The sequence below is a fragment of the Streptomyces sp. NPDC088762 genome (assembly GCF_044750905.1).
GTDB lineage: Bacteria > Actinomycetota > Actinomycetes > Streptomycetales > Streptomycetaceae > Streptomyces.
On sequence record NZ_JBIVKT010000001.1, the window covers coordinates 669,924 to 691,033 of the forward strand.

The 21,110-nt window shown below is 73.6% G+C and carries 18 protein-coding genes; 5 read left to right on the plus strand and 13 right to left on the minus strand.

Annotated elements, in window-relative coordinates; translation table 11 throughout:
- Positions 1-123: 123 nt before the first annotated feature.
- Positions 124-1,821, plus strand: coding sequence for a hypothetical protein (locus tag ACIP5M_RS03075; protein WP_401191168.1), 1,698 nt, complete (start codon positions 124-126; stop codon positions 1,819-1,821).
- An 88-nt stretch (positions 1,822-1,909) separates the two neighbouring features.
- Here ACIP5M_RS03075 and ACIP5M_RS03080 read toward each other — a convergent pair whose 3' ends face one another.
- Positions 1,910-2,479, minus strand: a complete 570-nt coding sequence (locus ACIP5M_RS03080; protein WP_401191170.1) for an Lrp/AsnC family transcriptional regulator — start codon at positions 2,477-2,479, stop codon at positions 1,910-1,912.
- A 179-nt stretch (positions 2,480-2,658) separates the two neighbouring features.
- Here ACIP5M_RS03080 and pdhA point away from each other — a divergent pair, with 179 nt between their 5' ends.
- From pdhA to ACIP5M_RS03095, 3 genes are read left to right on the plus strand one after another with little or no spacing between them, the layout of a single operon-like run.
- Entirely contained in the window at positions 2,659-3,795 is a 1,137-nt protein-coding gene (gene pdhA, locus ACIP5M_RS03085; protein WP_401191172.1) for a pyruvate dehydrogenase (acetyl-transferring) E1 component subunit alpha, read from the plus strand.
- 47 nt (positions 3,796-3,842) lie between these two features.
- Complete coding sequence (locus ACIP5M_RS03090; RefSeq protein ID WP_215014581.1) at positions 3,843-4,811, plus strand: alpha-ketoacid dehydrogenase subunit beta; 969 nt, start codon at positions 3,843-3,845, stop codon at positions 4,809-4,811.
- A complete protein-coding gene (locus tag ACIP5M_RS03095) occupies positions 4,811-6,136 on the plus strand; it encodes a dihydrolipoamide acetyltransferase family protein (protein ID WP_401191174.1) in 1,326 nt (441 codons plus the stop codon). Before ACIP5M_RS03090 ends, ACIP5M_RS03095 begins: the two co-directional genes overlap by 1 nt.
- Before the next feature lie 28 nt (positions 6,137-6,164).
- On the opposite strand, the gene ACIP5M_RS03100 is transcribed toward ACIP5M_RS03095, so the two are convergent.
- On the minus strand, positions 6,165-7,277 hold the full coding sequence (locus tag ACIP5M_RS03100) for an FAD-dependent monooxygenase (protein ID WP_401191176.1): 1,113 nt from the start codon (positions 7,275-7,277) through the stop codon (positions 6,165-6,167).
- 80 nt (positions 7,278-7,357) lie between these two features.
- On the opposite strand from ACIP5M_RS03100, the gene ACIP5M_RS03105 reads away from it, so the two are divergent.
- On the plus strand, positions 7,358-7,924 hold the full coding sequence (locus ACIP5M_RS03105; protein WP_401191178.1) for a TetR/AcrR family transcriptional regulator: 567 nt from the start codon (positions 7,358-7,360) through the stop codon (positions 7,922-7,924).
- On the opposite strand, the gene ACIP5M_RS03110 is transcribed toward ACIP5M_RS03105, so the two are convergent.
- From ACIP5M_RS03110 to ACIP5M_RS03160, 11 genes are all read right to left on the minus strand, one after another.
- Positions 7,914-8,891 carry an NAD(P)H-quinone oxidoreductase gene (locus ACIP5M_RS03110; RefSeq protein WP_401191179.1) on the minus strand — a complete coding sequence of 326 codons (978 nt, stop codon included), beginning with the start codon at positions 8,889-8,891 and terminating at the stop codon, positions 7,914-7,916. The two genes, ACIP5M_RS03105 and ACIP5M_RS03110, sit on opposite strands and share 11 nt — an antisense overlap.
- 40 nt (positions 8,892-8,931) lie before the next feature.
- Positions 8,932-10,032 carry a potassium channel family protein gene (locus ACIP5M_RS03115; protein WP_401191181.1) on the minus strand — a complete coding sequence of 367 codons (1,101 nt, stop codon included), beginning with the start codon at positions 10,030-10,032 and terminating at the stop codon, positions 8,932-8,934.
- Positions 10,020-11,426 (minus strand): molybdopterin molybdotransferase MoeA, encoded by a 1,407-nt coding sequence (locus ACIP5M_RS03120; protein WP_401191183.1) that lies wholly within the window; start codon positions 11,424-11,426, stop codon positions 10,020-10,022. Before ACIP5M_RS03120 ends, ACIP5M_RS03115 begins: the two co-directional genes overlap by 13 nt.
- Positions 11,423-12,295 (minus strand): NTP transferase domain-containing protein, encoded by an 873-nt coding sequence (locus ACIP5M_RS03125; RefSeq protein WP_401191184.1) that lies wholly within the window; start codon positions 12,293-12,295, stop codon positions 11,423-11,425. The genes ACIP5M_RS03120 and ACIP5M_RS03125 overlap by 4 nt, the downstream gene beginning before the upstream one ends.
- Positions 12,296-12,349: 54 nt before the next feature.
- Entirely contained in the window at positions 12,350-13,621 is a 1,272-nt protein-coding gene (locus ACIP5M_RS03130) for an MFS transporter (protein ID WP_401191186.1), read from the minus strand.
- A gap of 108 nt (positions 13,622-13,729) precedes the next feature.
- A complete protein-coding gene (locus ACIP5M_RS03135) occupies positions 13,730-14,269 on the minus strand; it encodes a bacterial proteasome activator family protein (protein ID WP_401191188.1) in 540 nt (179 codons plus the stop codon).
- Positions 14,270-14,364: 95 nt separating this feature from the next.
- Positions 14,365-17,214 carry an FtsX-like permease family protein gene (locus tag ACIP5M_RS03140; protein WP_401191190.1) on the minus strand — a complete coding sequence of 950 codons (2,850 nt, stop codon included), beginning with the start codon at positions 17,212-17,214 and terminating at the stop codon, positions 14,365-14,367.
- Complete coding sequence (locus tag ACIP5M_RS03145) at positions 17,211-17,957, minus strand: ABC transporter ATP-binding protein (protein WP_401191192.1); 747 nt, start codon at positions 17,955-17,957, stop codon at positions 17,211-17,213. The genes ACIP5M_RS03140 and ACIP5M_RS03145 overlap by 4 nt, the downstream gene beginning before the upstream one ends.
- Positions 17,958-17,981: 24 nt before the next feature.
- Positions 17,982-18,653, minus strand: coding sequence for a PadR family transcriptional regulator (locus tag ACIP5M_RS03150; RefSeq protein ID WP_401191194.1), 672 nt, complete (start codon positions 18,651-18,653; stop codon positions 17,982-17,984).
- 73 nt (positions 18,654-18,726) lie between these two features.
- On the minus strand, positions 18,727-19,206 hold the full coding sequence (locus tag ACIP5M_RS03155) for a hypothetical protein (protein ID WP_401191196.1): 480 nt from the start codon (positions 19,204-19,206) through the stop codon (positions 18,727-18,729).
- Between the two features lie 130 nt (positions 19,207-19,336).
- Positions 19,337-20,998, minus strand: coding sequence for a protein kinase (locus ACIP5M_RS03160; RefSeq protein ID WP_401191198.1), 1,662 nt, complete (start codon positions 20,996-20,998; stop codon positions 19,337-19,339).
- Positions 20,999-21,110 lie beyond the last annotated feature (112 nt).

Genomic DNA, 21,110 nt, shown 5'->3' on the forward strand with positions numbered 1-21,110 from the left:
CCGTTGGCGGGTAATCCCCTGAGGGACTGTCCGTGGGGCTATGTAGTCTTAGCGGGATTTTCGATCCTGAGCGCGTTCAAAACGGCGCTCACACATGCCTTCACAACCACACATGGGGGGCCGGTGCGCAATCGCCGACTCGTAGTTTCCGCCGCCGTGATCGTCGCGGCGAGCGTTGGTTTCATACCGGGCATCGCCCAGGCGGCCGGCCCGGCCGCGCCCGCGCAGGGCTCGCACGGAACGTCCATTCCCGAGGTCGACCTCGGCAAGAGCGGGGCCGCCAACCTCAAGACCTTCACCAGCCCCGCCGACCGTACGGTCCGCCGCGCGCTGCCGCAGGCCAAGGGGGACAAGGCGGCCGCCGCCACGGCGCAGGGCGAGACCCAGGCCGCCGCCGGCAACCCGGATCTGTCGATCCTGCTGAACGCCGAGAGCTCCACGGCGCACGGGCTCGATCTGACCACCACCATCACGAGCGCGCAGGCGGCGCTCGGCGTCGCCATCGAGTGGGGTGACGGCACCAGGACCGACCTCCCCGCCTCCGGTTCCGTCGTCCTGAACCACAAGCACGTCTACGCGGAGCTCGGCGAGTACACCGTCAAGGTCACTGTGAGGGACATCGGGAACAATGCCGAGGTCGTCAACGACTTCCAGATCATGACGGCCGGCTCGGACTTCACCCCGCACACGCCCACCCGCCTCCTGGACACCCGGGAGGGGATCGGCGGCTCGAAGGCCAAGGTCCCGGGCTTCGGCACGACCAAGGTGAAGATCGCCGGAAACGCCCAGATCCCGGCCGGGGTCACCGCCGTGGCCCTGAACGTCACCGTCACCAACCCCGCCACGGCCGGGCACATCCGGGTCTACGGCTCGGGCGGCCCGCGGCCGACGACGTCGAACGTCAACTTCGACGCGGGCCAGACGGTCCCGAACATGGTGATCGTGCCGGTCGGCAAGGACGGCTACGTCGAGCTGTACAACAGCGGCGGCGGCGCGGTCGACCTGATCGCCGACGTCACCGGCTACTTCACCCGGACCGCCTCCAGCGGCTACACCCCCCTGGACCCGGCCCGCCTCGTCGACTCGCGCGAGGGCAACGGCACCGCCAAGGGCCTGGTGCCCGGGTTCGGTACCTTCACGGCCCAGATGAGCGGCCGCGGCGGCGTCCCGGCCGGCGCGACGGCGGTGGCGCTCAACGTGACCACCACCGAGCCGCAGGCCGCCGGTCACCTGACCGTCTACCCGGCCGGCCAGGCCGCGTCCTCCACGTCGAACCTGAACTTCTCCGCCGGCCAGACGATCGCCAACGCGGTGATCGTGCCGGTCAGCGCCGACGGAAAGATCAACGTCCGCAACGGCTCCGGGTCCGGGACCCACGTCATCGTCGACGTCGTGGGTTACTACAGCACCGGCAGCACCAGCGCCTACATGCCGGTCGCGCCGGAGCGGCTGATCGACACCCGCGGCGACGCCAACTGGAACTCCGGGCCGCTGCAGGCGTTCGAGTACCTGATCATGCCGCTGTCCACGAGGAATCCCAACATCACCGGATTCGCCCTGAACAGCACGGTCACCAACACGACCGACCACGGCCACCTGTCGGTCGCCCCCGACCCGAACTCGCGCGAGCAGTACGAGAACGGGACGGCCGGCGAGGTGCCCGTGCCCAACTCGTCCACCCTGAACTGGACGCGGGGCAAGACCGTCCCGAACCTGGTCCAGGCCAGCACGGGCAAGAACGGCATCGTCGACTTCTTCAACTGGAGCCCGGGCAGCACCGACGTCATCGTCGACATGTTCGGCTACTACGACAAGGGCTGATCCAGGCCCGCGCGGACACCGCGCACAGCGCCCCGGGAACGGCCGTCCAGGCCCGTTCCCGGGGCGTTCGCGTGTGCGGGGCCTGGCGCTACTCCTCGGCGAGCGCCGGGCCGCCGGCCGGGCCCGGCCCGGGGGCCAGCAGATCCGTTTCCTCGAACACCAGCAGGGTGCGCGTCGAGAGCACCTCCGGGATGGCCTGGAGGCGGGTCAGGACCAGTTCGCGCAGGGTCCGGTTGTCCGGCGTGTGCACCAGCAGCAGCACGTCGAAATCCCCGCTGACCAGCGCGATGTGCGCGGCGCCCGGCAGCTCGCGCAGCTGCTCGCGGACCGTGCGCCAGGAGTTCTGGACGATCTTCAGGGTGATGTAGGCGGAGGCGCCCTGCCCCGCGCGCTCGTGGTTGACGCGGGCGGTGAACCCGCGGATCACCCCGTCGTCCATGAGCCGGTTGATCCGCGCGTAGGCGTTGGCGCGCGAGACGTGCACCTGCTCCGCCACCGACCGTATGGACGCACGCCCGTCGGCCTGGAGCAGCCGGATGATCGACCGGTCGATCGGATCCAGTGGGCGGGGCGGAACGGAAGGTACCGGTGGGGTCCCGGGGACGGGCCCCGGCGGGACCGGGGCGGACCCCGCTCCGGCCATTTGTTCATCCGGCATTGCCCGATGCCTCCCTCTCCTGGACGTCCTGCACCCATCCCAAGGCCCCGGCGCCACTTTGTCCACAGCCTGGAGCCGCCTGTAGCCAAATTGCGCGGACAACCGAACAATCGGTAGGTGAGGCGCCTCACATCCGAGCCGTCGTCCTGCCCGCTTCCCACGAGGAGGTGTACGCCGCCATGACGGTCCAAGAGCTGCCCGGTGCCGGTGCGTCCCACCGACCCACCCCGCCGCCCGCCTGGAGGCCCCGTACGGATGCCGCCCCGCTGCTCCCGGACGCCGAGCCCTACCGGGTCCTCGGTACGCCGGGAGCAGACCGGCTCGACCCGGCGCTGATGCGCCGCTGCTACGCCGAGCTGGTGCGCGGCCGCCGCTACAACGCCCAGGCCACGGCACTGACGCGGCAGGGCAGGCTCGCCGTCTACCCCTCCACCGTGGGCCAGGAGGCCTGCGAGATCGCGGCCGCGCTGGTCCTCGAGGACCAGGACTGGCTCTTCCCGAGCTACCGCGACACCCTGGCGGCCGTCGCCCGCGGGCTGGACCCCGTACAGGCGCTGACGCTGCTGCGCGGCGACTGGCACACCGGCTACGACCCCCGCGAACACCGGATAGCCCCGCTGTCCACCCCCCTCGCCACCCAGCTGCCGCACGCGGTGGGCCTGGCACACGCGGCCCGCCTGCGCGGCGACGACGTCGTGGCCCTGGCCATGGTCGGCGACGGCGGCACCAGCGAGGGCGACTTCCACGAGGCGCTGAACTTCGCCGCCGTGTGGCAGGCCCCGGTGGTCTTCCTCGTCCAGAACAACGGCTTCGCGATCTCCGTCCCGCTGGCCAAGCAGACCGCCGCCCCGACCCTGGCCCACAAGGCCGTCGGCTACGGCATGCCCGGCCGGCTGGTCGACGGCAACGACATCGCCGCGATGCACGAGGTGCTGACCGAGGCGGTCCGGCGGGCCCGGGCCGGCGGCGGCCCGACCCTGATCGAGGCCGTCACGTACCGGATGGAGGCCCACACGAACGCCGACGACGCCACCCGCTACCGCGGCGACGCCGAGGTCGAGGCCTGGAAGGCGCACGACCCGGTGGAGCTCCTGGAGCGCGAGCTGACCGCGCGCGGGATCCTCGACGAGGCGGGCATCCAGGAGGCGCGCGACGATGCCGAGACGATGGCGGCGGCGCTCCGCGAGGGCATGAACGCGGATCCGGTGGTGGACCCGATGGACCTCTTCGCGCACGTCTACGCGGAGCAGACCGGCCGGCTGCGCGAGCAGGCGGCCATGCTGCGCGCCGAACTGGAAGCCGAGGAGCAGGAGTGACGACCGTGGCGGCGAAGTCCGCGAAGCCGGGGGTCAAGCCGGCGACGATGGCGCAGGCCCTGACCCGGGCGATGCGCGACGCGATGGCGGAGGACCCGACGGTCCACGTCATGGGCGAGGACGTCGGGACGCTGGGCGGTGTCTTCCGGATCACGGACGGCCTCGCCAAGGAGTTCGGCGAGGACCGGTGCACGGACACCCCGCTCGCTGAGGCAGGGATCCTCGGCGCGGCGGTCGGCATGGCCATGTACGGGCTGCGGCCCGTGGTCGAGATGCAGTTCGACGCGTTCGCGTACCCGGCCTTCGAGCAGCTGATCTCACACGTCGCGAAGATGCGCAACCGCACGCGCGGCGCGATGCCGCTGCCGATCACCATCCGGGTGCCCTACGGCGGCGGGATCGGCGGGGTGGAGCACCACTGCGACTCCTCCGAGGCGTACTACGTGGCGACGCCCGGCCTGCACGTGGTGACCCCGGCGACGGTCGAGGACGCGTACGGGCTGCTGCGCGCGTCCATCGCGAGCGACGACCCGGTGGTCTTCCTGGAGCCGAAGCGCCTCTACTGGTCGAAGGCGGACTGGAACCCGGCGGCCCCCGCCGCCGTCCCCGGCATCGGCAAGGCCCTGGTCCGCCGTACGGGCACCAGCGCGACGCTGATCACCTACGGGCCCTCGCTGCCGGTCTGCCTGGAGGCGGCCGAGGCGGCCCGCGCCGAGGGCTGGGAGCTCGAGGTCGTCGACCTGCGTTCGCTGGTCCCCTTCGACGAGGACACGGTCGTGGAGTCCGTACGCCGCACCGGGCGTGCGGTGGTCGTCCACGAGGCCGGCGGCTTCGGCGGGCCGGGCGCGGAGATCGCCGCTCGCGTCACGGAGCGGTGCTTCCACCACCTGGAGGCGCCGGTGCTGCGGGTCACGGGCTTCGACATCCCCTATCCGCCGCCGATGCTGGAGAAGCACCACCTGCCGGGAGTGGACCGGATCCTGGACACCGTGGCCCGCCTGCAGTGGGAGAACTGATGCCGCAGGTAATGGAGTTCAAGCTCCCCGACCTCGGGGAGGGCCTGACCGAGGCCGAGATCGTGCGCTGGCTGGTGGCGGTCGGCGATGTCGTCGCCGTCGACCAGCCGGTCGTCGAGGTCGAGACGGCCAAGGCGATGGTGGAGGTGCCCTGCCCGTACGGCGGCGTGGTCACCGCCCGTTTCGGCGAGGAGGGGCAGGAGCTGCCCGTCGGCGCTCCGCTGATCACCGTGGCGGTGGGAGCGGCGGCCCTGCCGGCCGCGGAGGCCGCCCCGGAGGCGGAGTCCCCGGGCTCCGCGAAGGAGCCCCGGCCGCTGATCGGTTACGGCTCGGACCACTCGCGCTCGGCGCGTCGGCGACGGGTGCGACCCGTCACCGCCGGGATCGCGGCGCCGGTGGTCCCGGCCGTGGCGGCTCCACCGGTGGTCCCTGCCGCCCCGGCCCCGCCGGTCGCGGGCGGCGGGCCCGTCGCGGTGATCTCGCCGCTGGTGCGCAAGCTGGCCAAGGACAACGGGCTCGATCTGCGTGCGCTGCGGGGGTCGGGGCCCGAGGGCCTGATCCTGCGCGCCGATGTGGAGGCGGCACTGCGGGCACCGGAGCCGGCGGCGGCGCAGGGGCCGGCTGCTCCGGCTCCACAGGGGGAGCGGATTCCGCTGAAGGGGGTCCGGGGCGCGGTCGCCGAGAAGCTGTCGCGCAGCCGTCGGGAGATCCCGGACGCCACCTGCTGGGTCGACGCGGACGCCACCGAGCTGATGGCGGCTCGGGCCGCGATGAACGCCGTGGGCGGGCCCAAGATCTCGGTGCTCGCGCTGCTGGCGCGGATCTGCACGGCGGCGCTGGCGCGGTACCCGGAGCTCAACTCCACGGTGGACCTGGCGGCGGGCGAGATCGTCCGGCTGCCCGGCGTCCACCTGGGCTTCGCGGCGCAGACCGACCGGGGCCTGATGGTCCCGGTGGTCCGCGACGCCCATACCCGCAACCCGGAGTCCCTGTCGGCGGAGTTCGCCCGCCTGACCGAGCTCGCCCGGGCCGGGAAGCTGGCCCCGTCCGACCTCACCGGCGGCACGTTCACGCTGAACAACTACGGGGTCTTCGGGGTCGACGGCTCCACGCCGATCATCAACCACCCGGAGGCGGCGATGCTCGGCGTGGGCCGGATCATGCCGAAGCCGTGGGTGCACGGGGGCGAGCTGGCGGTCCGCCAGGTCGTCCAGCTGTCGCTGACGTTCGACCACCGGGTCTGCGACGGCGGCACGGCGGGCGGCTTCCTGCGGTACGTGGCCGACTGCGTGGAATCCCCGGCGGTCCTCCTGCGCACCCTGTAGCGGGCGGCGGTACGCCTCCCCGCCCCCGTCAGGGGAGTGGAGGCGGGGTCCAGGACGCGTGGGTGAGGAGAGCGCGGATGGTGGCCCCGGAAGGGGCGAGGCGCAGGGCGGCGTTGCGCGCCGCCACCGCCGCGGGGTGGGACAGCCGGTGGCCCAGGCGGCCGGCCCGGCGGGCCGCGCGGGCCACGCCCGATGCCCGCGGCCGGCGCACGGCGTCGTAGCGGGACAGCGCGGCCTCCACCGACGGCCCCGCGGCCAGTTCCGCGGCCAGCACCACCGCGTCCTCCAGCGCCTGGCAGGCCCCTTGCCCCAGGTTCGGGGTCATCGCGTGCGCCGCATCGCCCAGCAGCGCCACCCGCCCCACCGCGTACGACGGCACGGGCGTCACCAGCTCGTACGTGTCGTGGTGCAGGACGTCCTCGGGGCGGGTCGCCGCCAGCAGTGCCGGGACGGGGTGGTGCCACGCCCCGAAGCGGGCCCGGAGGAAGGACAGGGCGTCCGCGTGACGGACCCCCGGCGGGGAGGCCAGCACCGCGTGCCATTCCGCCCGCCCGTCGGCGAAGGCGATGTGGCCGAACTCCGCCCCCGGCCCCCACGTCAGCTCGAAGTCGGTGTCCAGGACCACCGGTTCGGCGGTGATCGCGCGCAGCACGGTGGAGCCGCTGTGGACCGGCCCGGGGTGCTGGGGGAAGAGCTCCGCCCGGATCCCGCTGCGCACCCCGTCGGCGGCCACCAGCAGGTCGGCGGCGTCCCCGGCGGACAGCGCACCGACCCCGGTCCGCAGGCAGGACGCCGGCAGTGCCTCCCGCAGCAGCCGGTGCAGCTCCGCCCGCGGGATGCCGGTCATCGGGATGCCGACGGCGCGTTCGAGTGCCGCGCCGTCCATCCGGGCGAGCCAGGAGCCGTCGGGGGTGCGGGTCCCGCCCGTGTACTGCCGGTGCGCGGCGTCCCGTACGGCCCTGCCCACGCCCAGCGCGTCCAGGGCGCGGATCCCGTTGGCGGCCAGGGAGATCCCGGCGCCGGCGTCGTCCAGGGCGGCGGCCCGCTCCAGGACGGTCACCTCCCATCCCGTGCGGTGCAGTCCGATCGCGGCCGCCAGCCCGCCGATGCCCCCGCCGACCACCACGGCCCTGCCGCCCATCAGACGCCTCCCTTTTCTACAGGTGTAGAAGCCCTGGGGTGCAGCGTACCCCGCGGCTTCTACAGGTGTAGAAATGGGGGGTGAGCGAACAACGGCGAACCGTCCTGGCCGACGCGGCCATCGAAGTCCTGGCCGACACCGGCATGCGCGGGCTGACCCACCGCGCCGTGGACCGGGCCGCCGGTCTGCCGCCCGGCACCACCTCGGCCTACTTCCGCACGCGGGCGGCCCTGCTGACCGCCCTCGTACGCCGCCTCGTGGCGCGGGACCAGGCCGAACTGCAGGCCGCCGCAGCCGCCATCGCGCCACCGCGTTCCGCGGCCGAGCTCGTCGACGGCTTCGCCGCCCTGGCCCGGGAGCGGCTTACGGGGGAGGGGCGGCGCCGCTCCCTCGCCCGCTACACCTGCGCCGTCGAGAGCGTCCGGGACCCGGAGCTCCGCGAGATCCTGGTCCCGCGCGAGAACGCGGGCCGGGACCTCGTACGGGCCTTCCTGGCCGCGCACGGCGCCGGCGGTGATCCGGACGCCCGCACCCACACCCTGCTCGCCTGCGTGGACGGACTGATCCTCGACCACCTGCTGGCCGGTGCCGGGGAAGTCGGCCGCGACGCCCTCGAAGGGCTCGTGGCCGCCGCGCTCAGACCGTGAGCAGCAGCTTGCCCACGTGGCTGCTCGACTCCATCACCCGGTGCGCCTCCGCCGCCTCCGCCATCGGGAACGTCGCGTGCACCACCGGCCGCACACGCCCCGCAGCCACCAGCGGCCACACGTGCTCCCGTACGGCTGCCACGATGGCCGCCTTCTCCTCCAGCGGCCGGGCCCGCAGGGTGGTGGCCGTGATCGCCGCCCGCTTCGCGAGCAGCGCGCCGAGGTTCAGCTCGGCCTTCACCCCGCCCTGGAGCCCGATCACCGCGAGCCGGCCGTTCACGGCGAGGGCGTCCACGTTCCGGGAGAGGTACTTGGCGCCCATGATGTCCAGGATCACGTCCGCCCCGGCCCCGCCCGTCGCCTCCTTCAGCTCCGCCACGAAGTCCTGTTCGCGGTAGTCGATCAGGATGTCGGCGCCCAGCTCCTTGCAGCGCGCGAGCTTCTCCGGGCCCCCGGCCGTCACCGCGACCGTCGCGCCCACCGCCTTCGCCAGCTGGATCGCCATCGTTCCGATGCCGCTGGACCCGCCGTGCACCAGCAGGGTCTCGCCGGGCCGCAGCCCGGCCACCATGAACACGTTCGACCACACCGTCGTGACCACCTCGGGCAGCGCGGCCGCCGTCACCAGGTCCACGCCCGCCGGCACCGGCAGCAGCTGGCCGACCGGGACGGCCACCTTCTGCGCGTACCCGCCGCCGCTCAGCAGGGCGCACACCTCGTCACCCACCGACCAGCCGGACACCCCCGGCCCGATCGCGGCGATCCGCCCGGAGCACTCCAGGCCGGGGTGGCGCGAGGCACCGGGCGGGGGGTCGTAGAACCCCTGCCGCTGGAGGAGGTCGGCCCGGTTCACGGCGCTCGCCGCGACCTCGACGAGGACCTCGCCGTCGCCCGCCACCGGATCGGGTGCGTCGGTCCAGACCAGGGCCTCGGGCCCGCCGGGCTGCTCGATGGTGATCGCATGCATGGCCCGGAGGCTACGCCAACCGGCCGGGCCGCGACAGCACCTACTCGGCGGGGCCCAGGGTCACCGGCGGGGAGGACGGCGGTGCGGCGCGGACGATGGTGATAAGACGGTCCGTCAGCTGGAGGGGGCTCGCGTGCGGGTCGTCGTACGGCAGCAGCCGGTGTCCGCGCAGCACGCTCACCACCAGGTCCTCCGTGTCGCGGACCGACTTGCCCGCCTCGGCCCGGTTGACGGGGCGTTCGATGATGTCGAGGCCGCTGCCCTGCTGGATCAGGTCCTCCATCACGGTGCCCGCGCTCGGGCTCAGGACCGACAGGCCCAGCAGCCGGCCGGCCGCGCTCGCGCTGGTGATGACCGCGTCCGCGCCGGACTGGCGCAGCAGCGGGGCGTTCTCCTCCTCGCGCACCGCTGCGACGATCTTCGCCCCCCGGTTGAGCTGCCGGGCCGTCAGCGTGACCAGGACCGCCGTGTCGTCCCGCTGGGTGGCGATGATGATCTGACGGGCCCTCTGCAGCTCGGCGCGGAGCAGCACGTCGGAGCGGGTGGCATCGCCGACCACTCCCGTGAAGCCCTCCGCGTTCGCCGCGTCGACGACTTTGGCGCTGGGGTCCACGACCACGACCTGGTCCCTGGGGAGGCCGGTGGCCAGCAGCGTCTGGAGGGCCGAGCGGCCCTTGGTGCCGAAGCCCACGACGACCGTGTGCTCACGCAAGTTCTTCCTCCAGCGGTTCAGCCGCCACTCCTCCCGGGTCCGTTCCGTGAGGACCTCCAAGGTGGTCCCGACGAGGATGATCAGGAACAGCACGCGCAGCGGCGTGATCAAAAGGATGTTCACGAGCCGGGCGCTGTCGCTGTACGGGACGATGTCGCCGTATCCCGTCGTCGACAGCGTCACGGTGGCGTAGTAGACGCAGTCGAGGAAGTCGACCCGGTTGTTGGCGTTGTCGTGGTAGCCCTCGCGGTCGAGCCACACGATCAGGACCGTGAGGCAGAGCACGAACAGGGCCATCAGCAGGCGCCGGGAGACCTGGCGCAGCGGCTGTTCGACGACCCGCTTGGGCAGTTTGATGCGCCGGGAGACGAGCTTCTCGTCCGCGCCGCGGGCCATGGCGTCCTGGCCGTGAAGTTTCACGTGAAACATCCTCCGGAGGCCCACGGCAGATCGAGGATCTCCAGGTCCTGCCCGGCCCGTGCCCCGCGGGGCGGTACGACGGCCAGCGCGTCGGCGGCGGCCACGCCGCGCAGCATCGCCGGCCCGTTGTAGCGCAGGGGCACCGCGTGGTCGCCGCTCAGCAGCACCGGCACCAGCCGGGTGTCGTGCGGGTGGCCGGGCACCTCGTCCTGCACGGTGGCGGTGTAGCGGGGCCGCCGCCGGCGCCCGGCGAGGGAGCGCAGCAGCGGTTCGGCGAGGGTCAGCAGGCCGGAGACGGCGGCGAGCGGGTTCCCGGGGAGCCCGACCAGGTGCCGTCCCTCGGCGCGGTCGCCGATCCGGGCCAGCAGCATCGGATGCCCGGGCCGTACGGCCACCCCGTCGACGAGGATGTCGGCGCCGGCCCGTGCCAGTACGGGGTGGACGTGGTCGACGGGCCCGGAGGCGGTGCCGCCGGTGGTGACGACGACATCGGCGGCGGAGGTGGTGACGGCCCGGAAGAGGGCCTCGGCCCCGGCCTGGTCGTCCCCCAGCCGCCGGGTGGCGATGACCTCGGCGCCGAGGCGGGTGAGCCAGGGGCCGAGCATCGGGCTCAGCGCGTCACGGATCAGGCCGTCGTACGGGCGGCCCTCCGTCAGCAGTTCGTCGCCGAGGACCAGGATCTCCACGCGGGGCCGCGGGCGGGTGGTCAGCTCGTCGTACCCGGCGGCCGCGGCGAGGCCGAGGACGGCCGGGGTGACCAGGGACCCGGCGGGTAGCAGCAGGTCGCCGGAGCGGCACTCCTGGCCGCGCGGGCGGATGTCCTGGCCGGTGAGGACGGGCCGGTCGGCGAAGAGCTGGGTGCCGCTCTCGCGGCAGTGCTCGCTGCGGATGACGGCGGTGGTGTCGGCGGGGATCCGGGCACCGGTGGCGATCCGAACGGCCTCGCCGTCCGCGAGGGCCGCGGGCCGGTCGGAGCCGGCCAGTACCCCGCCGCCCGCGCGGACGGACCACGGGCCGGGGCCGGCGACGGCCCAGCCGTCCATGGCGGAGGTGTCGAAGGACGGCAGGTCGGTCAGGGCGTCCAGGGGCGCGGCCAGCACCTCGCCGAGGGCGTCCGCGAGCGGGACCCGATGGGTGCGGGGCCGCGCCCCGGCGCCGGAGTGGACGGCCGCGTCCCGGGCCCGGGGCCAGGCGCAGGCGCGGTGGCCGCCGGTTCCGCCGCCCCTGGGGGGCCGGCTGACGAGGGCCAGGGCCTCCTCGAGGGCCTGCTCGGCCGTGGTCTGCGGCGTTACGGAGGGGGAGCCCTCGGCGCCGGCCGGGGCCGGACCGGGGGTGGTGGGGGAGGCACCGGTGGCCCCGGCCAGGGACTGGTCCAGGGCGCGTTCGGCATCGGTGGGGGTCATCCGGAGCCGTTCTGTCGGGGGTCGGCGGCATCGGCCTCCGCCTCGGCGGCCCAGCGCAGCGCCAGGTCGGCGGCCTTGCGGGAGGCCTCGGCCACGGCCTGGGCGGGGTCGGCCCCGGCGGCCTCGGCCCGCGCGGCGGCGTAGCCGACCAGGAAGGTGGTCAGGGGGGCGGCGGGCCGGTCGACGCCGTGGGCGGCGTCGCGGGCGAGGTCGAGCAGGGCCTTGACGTCGACGGGGAGGTCGATGCCCAGCTCGTTCTTGACGGCGGTGATCCATTGGTCCAGCACGGTTCCATGCTCCCTGATCCGGGCTCGGGCGGAGGCGAGATCGTCCCAGGTGTCGCAGTCGAAGGAGGCGAGCGGCCTCCCCTCGACGCGGGCGAGGTCCAGTTCGGCGGTGAGGCTGCGCAGCGGGAGCCCCGTCAGCCGGCCGTGTTCGGTGGCGAGCAGGGCGATCTCGCGGCGCAGGGACTCGGCCCGGTAGGCGGCGACCAGCGGCTGGTCCCGGCCGTCGGGATCCCGCAGCAGGGCCCCTTCGGCGGCCGCGGCACCGTCGAGCAGCGCCCGTACGGTGTCCCGGTCCAGGAACGGCAGGTCGGCGGAGAGTACGAGGACCAGCTCGGCCGTGGTCTGCCGCAGTCCGGCGTCCAGCGCGGCCACCGGGCCGCCGCCGGGCGGCTCCTCGCGCGCCCAGCGCACGGGGCGCCCGGTCGCCCGGCGCCCGCCGACCACGACGGTGGTCCCGGCGTCCGCGCAGGCGTCGAGGACCCGGTCCAGGAGGGCGCGGCCACCGACGCTCAGCGCGGGCTTGTCGGCCCCGCCGAGACGTCGCGCGGCGCCCCCGGCCAGCACGATCGCGTCGTAGCTCATGCCCCAGAGTATGCGGCGCCCATGTCTCCTCCGGGGAGCCCCACTTGCCCGCCGTCAGCCCCCGGAGCGGAAGTCCGCCGGCCGCGACGAGGGTTCCGGGGGTTCCTCGGGCGCCGGCAGGCGGGCGATGAAGGGGCCCGCCGCCAGGGCGGCCCCGGCCGCGGCGAGGGAGATCAGACCGCCCGCGCAGAGCACCCAGCGGACGCCCCAGTGCTCGGCGAGCCGCCCGGCGAGGAGCGCGCTCAGCGGGGTCGTGCCCTGGAAGACCAGGGTGTAGAGGGCCATCACCCTGCCCCGGTAGAGCGGGTCCGAGCCGAGCTGGACGCGATGGTTCGAGGCCTGCGCGAAGTACATCATCGCGAAGCCGGTCAGCCCGAGGAGCACGCAGGCGGCGGGCAGGTCCGGGGCGAGGCCCGTGACGGCCTCCAGGGCGCCGAAGGCCAGCGCCGAGCCCGCCACGACCGCCGCCGTCGGCCGCCCCCGCCGGGCGGTGGTCACGAGGGCCGCGAGCAGCGAGCCCGCCGCGAGCGCGCTGCTGAGCAGCCCGAAGGCGGTCGGGTCCGTGTGGAACTCCGTCCTGGCCAGCAGGGGCAGGGTGAGCTGGAAGGTGTAGCCGACCAGGCCGAGCACGCCCACCAGGGCGATCGGCAGCATGATGTCGGGGCGCCGGCGGATGTGGCGCAGCCCGTCCACCACCCGGGCCCGGTGCGGCCGTACGGCGGCCCGGTGGAGTTCCGCCGGGCGCATCATCAGCACGCTGACCACGGTCGCCAGGTAGCTGACGGCGTTGACCAGCACCACCGCGCCGACACCGAGGCGGGCGATGAGCAGCCCCGCGACGGCCGGCCCCACCACCCGTGCGACGTTGAAGTAGGCGGCGCTCATCGCCGACGCGTTCGGCAGCAGTTCGCCGCCCACCATCTCGCCGACGAAGGAGATGCGGGTGGGCGCCTCGACGGAGTTCACGGTGCCGAGGGCGAGCGCGAACAGCCAGATGTGCCACAGGCGCACCTCCCCGATCAGCACCCACGCGCCCAGGGCCAGCGCGAGGACCGCCGCCGCCAGGTTCGCGAGGACCAGCAGGTGCCGTTTGTCGTACCGGTCGGCCAGCCGTCCCCCGTACAGCGTGAGCAGCAGGACGGGCGTGAACTGCATCGCCGTCACCACGCCCAGTGCGGTCCCCGAGTCACCCGACAGGTCCAGCACGAGCCAGTCCTGGGCGATGACCATCATCCAGGTGCAGGTGGCGGACAGGACCTGCCCGAGGACGAACAGCCTGAAGTTGCGCACCGCGAGCGACTGGAAGGTGCGCTCCAAGGTCTTCACGTTCGCTCGGTTCCCTCTCGGAGCCTCGGCCGCCGTCGGCACGACGAAGGCGGGCCCGGAGCGCGCTGGGCGCGTCCGGGCCCGCCTTCATCCTGCCGAAGCGGAGGGCTACAAGTAGGGACCCGAGCGGATGGCGCCGTGTCCGCCGTCCTCGTCGTCGTCGTGCGGGGCGCCGGGCGGGAGGGCGCGGCGCATCTGTTCCAGCTGGGCCCGCGCCGCCATCTGCTGCGCGAACAGGGCCGTCTGGATGCCGTGGAAGAGACCTTCCAGCCAGCCCACCAACTGGGCTTGCGCGATGCGCAGTTCCGCCTCGGAGGGGATGGCCTCCTCGGTGAACGGCAGGGACAGGCGCTCCAGTTCCTCGACGAGCTCCGGGGCCAGGCCGTCCTCGAGCTCCTTCACCGAGGCGGCATGGATGTCCTTGAGCCGGACCCGGCTCGCCTCGTCGAGAGGCGCGGCGCGTACCTCTTCCAGGAGTTGCTTGATCATGCTTCCGATGCGCATGACCTTGGCGGGCTGTTCGACCATCTCCGTCACCGGGACCTCGCGCGACTCGTCATCGGCGCCGCCGACCGTCATCCCGTCCTGTCCCACGATCAGGACGTGCGGGGGACTGTCCTGCGACCGTTCACTCCTCGGCATCTCCATGCCGTCATTCTCTCGCACACCTTCGTTCTCACACGGTGTGCCCCCGTACAGGCGTGATCCACCCTGTACGGAGGCACCGTGTCACTCCGTGTGCGCTATCCGGCGGCGCGCCGCGCCAGCGCCCCGCTGGAGCGGGTGACCAGGGCCGCCAGCAGCGCCGCGCCCAGCGGGACGAGTACCAGCAGCGAGCCGAGGGTGGCCCAGGGCACCTCGATCGGCACGTAGAGCTCGGTCCCCGAGGGCTCGTAGCCCATCTCGACGGCGTGATGGAGGAACCATTCCGCCTCGCGCGCCTGCACGAGCCGCAGTCCGACCGCGGGCAGGATGCCGGCCGCCGAGCCCAGGAGGACGCCCATCAGGGCGATCACCCCGCACTGGAAGCCGCTGAGCGTCCGGCGGACCCGCGGAGGAGCGCCGACCGCGGCCAGCGTCTTCAGGTCTGCCTCGGCGTCGGCCTGGGCGAGCCCGGTGGCGATGCCCGCCGCGCCGATGGTGACGAGGCCGGCGAAGAGGGTCAGGGCCAGCACCTCGATGCTGTTCTCGCCCTGGTAACCCTGCTCGATCTTGATCTGGGCGTCCACGCCCATCCGGTCGAACGTGCCGTCCAGCCGCTGGCGCTGCTCGCTGCCCGGCAGGCCGTCAAGTGTGAAGTACGAGCCGTACGGGACCGTCGTCAGCCCGGCGGCCTTGGCCGACGAGGGGGGCAGGACGAGCTTGAGGCCCCAGCCGTTGACGCCGTCCGGCACCTGGTAGACGGGCAGGACCTTGTCCTCGCCCGGCTTCTCCTGGCCCTTGCCGCGCGCGCTGTCGGCCGCGTCCGGATCGGTGATGAGCCGGAGGGTGACCGCGCCGTCCTTCACGTTCCGCTTGTCGAAGGAGACCGGCCGGCCCGACCGGAGCGCGGCCACGGCGCCCGGGTCGGTCACGGCCAGCGCGGTCAGCAGCTTCTCGTCGGCGACGGCCGCGTCGTTCTCCACGTAGTTCTGGTACCGGCTCTCCTCGCAGCGCCAGTCCTTGCGCAGCTCCTTGGCCTGCTGGGGGCTGAAGTCGGCGGGTCCGTGCTCGCTCTCGTAGAGCGGGCAGCGCTGTTCCTTGGGCACGACGATCTCGGCGCGCCCGCAGCCGGTGTCGTTCGAGAAGGTGTCGCAGCCCGGCTTGCCGACCACCAGGCGGTCCACGTCGGCCCGTACGGACAGCGGGAACTCCTTGGACAGGACCTCGCGTACGGCCGGCACCTCCTTGTAGGAGCTGTTGTCGGCGACCGAGACCATCCCGGCGAGGTGGGGCAGGTCGGCGACGTACTCGTGCCGCGCCTGGACCTCCTTGCTGTGCTGGTACGTCGCCACCGCGACCGTGCCGGCCACGGCGGCCAGGACCGCGGCGACGGCGGGCGCCGTACGCCCCCGGTTGCGCACGGCGTCGCGCAGCGCGAGCCGCGGCGACAGCGGCATCCAGCGCCCGATGCGTCCGAAGAGGCCGACCAGCACCGGGGTGAGCGCGACGACGCCCAGTTCGGCGAGGGCGCTGCCGCCCGCGACGACGAGGGAGCCCGTCTCGGAGAGCGTGCCGTACAGGGCGATGGCGACGCCGCCCGCGACGGCGACCAGGCCGACCAGGGGCAGTACCCGGTTGGCCCGGCGGACGCCGCGGCGCCCGGTGAGCGAGGCCAGTACGGTCTGCCGCGAGGCGGTGACGGCGGGGACGATGGCGGCCAGCAGGCCGGTCACCACGGCGAGCAGGGCGATGCCGGCGAGTTCCAGCGGACGGGCCTCGAACCCGCCCCAGCGCAGGCCGAGGTACTCCTCCAGCAGCGGCCGCAGCACCACGGTGAGGGCGATGCCGATGACGGTGCCGACGACCGCGGCGGCCGCGCCGATGACCAGGCCGCCGGAGAGCACGACGGCCCGGATGTGCCGGCGGTCGCCGCCGTTGGCGCCGACGAGCCCGAGCTGGCGGCGCGAGCGCCGGGCGCCCACCGCGAAGGCGGGTCCGGCGAGCAGGCAGATCTCCAGCATCGCGAGTCCGACGACGGTGGCCAGGACGGCCATTTCCACGGCGTGGGTCGAGTCGGAGGTGAACTGGTCCTTCGGCTCCTGTGCGTACAGCGGCACTTCGGAGTCGGCGGGCGGGTGGAGGAGGACGGCGCGCGAGACGACGAGCACGCCCTTGCCGTTGGCCTCCTTAACCATGTTCCACGTGAAACCATCGGCGCCGCCGACCTTCACGAGGTACTTGTCGTCGGCCCGTACCCCGGGAGCCCCGGCGGCCTGCAGGGCCTTGTCGAGCGGGGTGAGCAAGGTGCCCGGCCGGGCGATGAGTTCGACGGCGCCCAGCGCGCTGGGAAGTTCGTAGGCGCCGACGATCTTGTACTCGTGGTCGGTGCCCCGCGGGTTGACGCTGGAGCCGACGAAGTAGCCGGACTTCTCCAGGAAGGCCTGGGTGGCGATGACCTCGCCGGCCGCCTCGGGCAGCCGCCCCCGGTCGAGGGTGAACCGGCCCTTCACCAGTGGGCTGTGCGTGTCGATCTCGCGCAGGTCGGTGTCGAGGAGCCCGTGGGTGGTGCGCAGTTTGGCGTGCCCGGTGCTGTCCTTGACGGTCTGGGCGCCGGCCGGGAGCGACTGCGCCAGCAGCGCGGGGTCCTCTTTCGGGGGCGGCTCGTACGAGTCGTAGCCGCCGACCGGCGCCGAGCGCTCGCCGTCGGGGGACTGGTGGACCGGCACGTTCATGCCGGAGAGGCGGAGCTCGGCGTCGGCGGCGCCGAGGCGGCGCTGGAGGTCCTGTTCGACGGAGAGCTGGGCGCTGCGCACGGTCAGGTCGGCGGCGCTCACCCCGACGATGGGCAGGGCGATCATCGCGAGGACGAGGATGCTGCGGCCCTTGGAGCGCCAGGCGTCGCGGCGGGCTATGCGGATGGCCGCGATCCAGGAGTGGTACCAGGAGATCACTGGCCGGCCGCCTGCCCCGAGAGGAGGGAGTCGGCGTGGCTGCGCAGGGTCTCGTCGACGACGCTGCCGTCGCGCAGGAAGACGACGCGGTCCGCCCAGGCGGCGAAGCGCGGTTCGTGCGTGACGAGGACCCCGGCCGCACCGGCGTCGCAGCGGGAGCGCAGCAGGGCGAGGACGGATTCGCCGGTCTCGGAGTCGAGGGCGCCGGTGGGCTCGTCGGCGAGGACCAGGCGGCGGTCGCCGACGAGGGCGCGGGCGATGGCCACGCGCTGCTGCTGGCCGCCGGACATCTCGTCGGGGAAGCGGTCGGCGAGCGAGCCCAGGCCCATCTCCTCCAGCGCGGCGAGCGCGGCGGCGCGGCCCTTGCGGGCGGAGGTGCCGTCGAGTTCCAGGGGCAGGGCCACGTTCTCGGCGGCGGTGAGGGCCGGGATCAGGTTGTAGTCCTGGAAGACGTACCCGATGCTGCGGCGGCGCAGCGCGGCCAGCTGCTTGCGGCTCGCCGAGGTGATGTCGGTGCCTTCGACGACGACCCGGCCGCTGGTGGGGGTGTCGAGGCCGCCGGCGAGGGTGAGCAGCGTGGACTTGCCGGATCCGGACGGCCCCATCACGGCGACGAGTTCGCCGGGGAAGACGGAGAGGTTGATGCCGCGCAGGGCGTGCACCTCGGTGGCTCCGCTGCCGTGGGTGCGGACGAGCCGGTCCAACTGGAGTACGGGTTGCTGGGCATGACGCTGGTCAGGCATGGAGGTTCCCCCCTGAAGGGTGGTTCAGCCCCGCCGCGTGCGGGCGGTACGGGCTCGGGCGGTGGTGGCCGGGGCGGGGCCTGCGCAGTCGCCCCCGGCGTCGGCCTCGGCGTCGGCCTCGGTCGCGCCGGCGGCGGCCGTCCCCTCGGCCGGCCGGGCGAGCCGGACGAGCCGTGCCTCGCAGTGGTCGAGCCAGCGGGCCTCGGCCTCGGTCTGGAAGATCAGCTGTTCCAGCACCAGCAGCCAGGCCACGTCGTCGCGTTCGCGGGACTGCCCGCTCTCGACCGCGGCGAGCGCGGTGGCCTTGAGCCGGGTGTAGTCCTGCATCGCCTTGATCGTGGCGTGCCGCTGGGACTGGATGACGGCGCGGATGTCCACACCGGGGGCGCCGACCGCCATGGCGAGCTTGATGGCCAGCTCGTCGCGCGGCGGGTTGGCGCGGTCGACGGGGCGCTCGTACCACGCGCGCAGCTCGGCGCGCCCTTCGTCGGTGATGGCGTAGAGGGTGTGCCCGGCGGAGTCCTCGCCGCCGGGGGCGACGAGACCGTCGCGTTCCAGGCGGGCGAGGGTGGTGTACACCTGCCCGACGTTGAGCGGCCAGGTGGAGCCGGTCCGGGATTCGAACTCGGTGCGCAGCTGGGAGCCGTACCGAGGACCCCGTTCCAGCAGGGCGAGAAGCCCGTGACGGATCGACATACCGAGTATGTATACCGAGTATGCTCACGCTCGGCAACCATTCCGGGAGCGAGGGTCCGGCGTCGGCGTGGGGTCAGATGCCCCGGCGCAGCCGCATGCCCAGGTAGCCCAGACCGATCCCCATCAGGGCGCATCCCGTGCCCAGCGGCAGTATGTGCGCGGCCAGGTCGGCCGCCCGCTCGTTGGGCCCGGTGCCGAGTGCGGTGACCGCCTCGGGAGGGCTGGGGGTGGCCCGGGGGGCGGGTGGAGGCGGCTCGGTGTGCGGCGGCCGTGCGGCCAGCGGGCGGGAGGCCACCAGCATCTCCGGGTTCGCGGGGTCGCCGACGGGCCTCCCCGGCCGTTCCCGGCCCACCCCGGCGGGACTGCCGGCCAGCTCCGGGTCGGGATCATCCACCGGGGCGGCACGTGGTGCGACGGCACGCGGCGCGACGGCCGCGGCGGTACCAGGGGCCGCAGCGCGGGGCGCGGCGCATGCGGCGGCTGCGGGGACGAGCGCGGCGACGGCCAGTGCGGCACAGGCCGGCCAGTGCGCCGGGCGGAAGCCATGGATCACGGGGAGCCCCTCCGTCCCGAGCAGCCACGATGGTCCGCTCAGATTTACACAGGGGGACAAAAGCGGCATCCCGGGCGCCCCATGAGGGTGCCCGGGATGCCGGTCTGGCGCAGTGCGGCGGTTCCCGCTCCTACTCCGGGTTGCCGGTCGACACGGTCAGCGTGTACTCCGTGCCTTCCTTCTCGATCTTGTCCTGGGCCCTCGGAACCTGCTCCAGCACGGTGTCCTTGCCCCACACGGCCTCGTCCTTCTCGACGATGTTGTACTTGCCGCCGGAGGCCTGGATGCACGCCTTCACGGAGAGCAGGTCCTTGTACTTGAAGTCCGGGGCCTGGTACTTGCCGGCCTCGCTGAAGTGCTTGGTCGGCTCCTTGCACTTGGACGCGTCGATCACGCGGGACCGGTCCGGCCCCTTGGAACCGCCCTTGGCGGAGCCCGACGCCGCCGCCGACGCGCCGGCGCCCCCGCCCTTCGCGTCGCCCTTGTCCTTGTCGCCGCCGTTGAGCGCCGCGATCAGACCGCCGACCGCCAGCAGCGCCACCGCGATCGCGCCCACGATCACCGGCGTGTTCTTCTTGCCGCCGCCGGCGCCTCCGGCCGGACCGCCCTGGCCCGCCGAGGTCGCCGGGGAGATCGTGTACGGCGGCGGGGTCTGCGGCGCGTACTGCTGCTGCGGCATCGGCGCCGGCGTGTGCGGGTAGGCGTAGGCACCCTGCGCGTGCTGCTGGGGCTGGTGCTGCTGGTGCTGCGGGACCGGAGCGGGCGTGGGCGCGTAGGGGGACTGGTACGGCTGCTGCACCGACTGCGGCGGCGCCTGGAAGCCGGAGTCCACCGGCGGGAACACGGCCGAGGACACCCCGGCCCCGCTGCCGCCGGTGGGGGCGCCCTGGACGATGACCGGGGCCCCGGTCTGCCCGGAGGCCAGCACGCGCGCGATCTCGTCGCCCATGGCCGCGGCCGTGGGGAAGCGCTCGTTCGGGTTCTTCTTCAGGGCCCGGGCCACGAGCGCGTCCATCGCCGGGGTCACCGACCGGTTGATGGAGGACGGAGCGACGGGCTCCTCCTGCACGTGCGCGTACGCGATGGCCAGCGGCGAGTCGGCGTCGAAGGGGATCCGCCCGGTCAGCAGCTGGAAGAGCATGATGCCGACCGAGTACAGGTCGGAGCGGGCGTCGACCCCGCGGCCCAGCGCCTGCTCGGGCGACAGGTACTGCGGGGTGCCGACGACCATGCCGGTCTGGGTCATCGAGGTGACACCGGACTGCATGGCGCGGGCGATGCCGAAGTCCATGACCTTGACCACGCCGCGCTTGGTCACCATGACGTTGCCGGGCTTGATGTCGCGGTGGACGAGGCCCATCTCGTGACTGGTGTCCAGGGCGGCCAGCACATCGGCCGTCACCTTCAGCGCCTTGTCCGCCGGCATCGCGCCGTACTGCGCGATGTCCGCCTGGAGCACGGAGCCGAGCGGCTTCCCCTCCACGTACTCCATGACGATGTACGGCATGACGGAGCCGTCGAACTCGTCCTCGCCGGTGTCGAACACGGACACGATGTTGGTGTGCGACAGTTTGGCAACAGCCTGGGCCTCGCGCCGGAAGCGCTCGCGGAAGGACTGTTCGCGTCCCAGCTCGGTGTGCAGCGTTTTGATCGCGACCTGGCGGTCGAGCGCGGTGTCGTACGCGAGGTACACCGCGGCCATGCCGCCCTCGCCGAGCAAATCCCTTAGCTGGTAACGGCCGCGGGCCAGGGAACCGCCTGCGTACCGGCCCTGAGTGCCGTCCTGGCTCATGACTGTTGCTTCCCCTCGAGCTGCTTGTGTCGCGCCCAGTCTGCCGGAGGGCAAGCACACGTCAAGCCAGGTGCCCGTTCCGTGACCACACGTGCACGCGGCGCCCATGTCC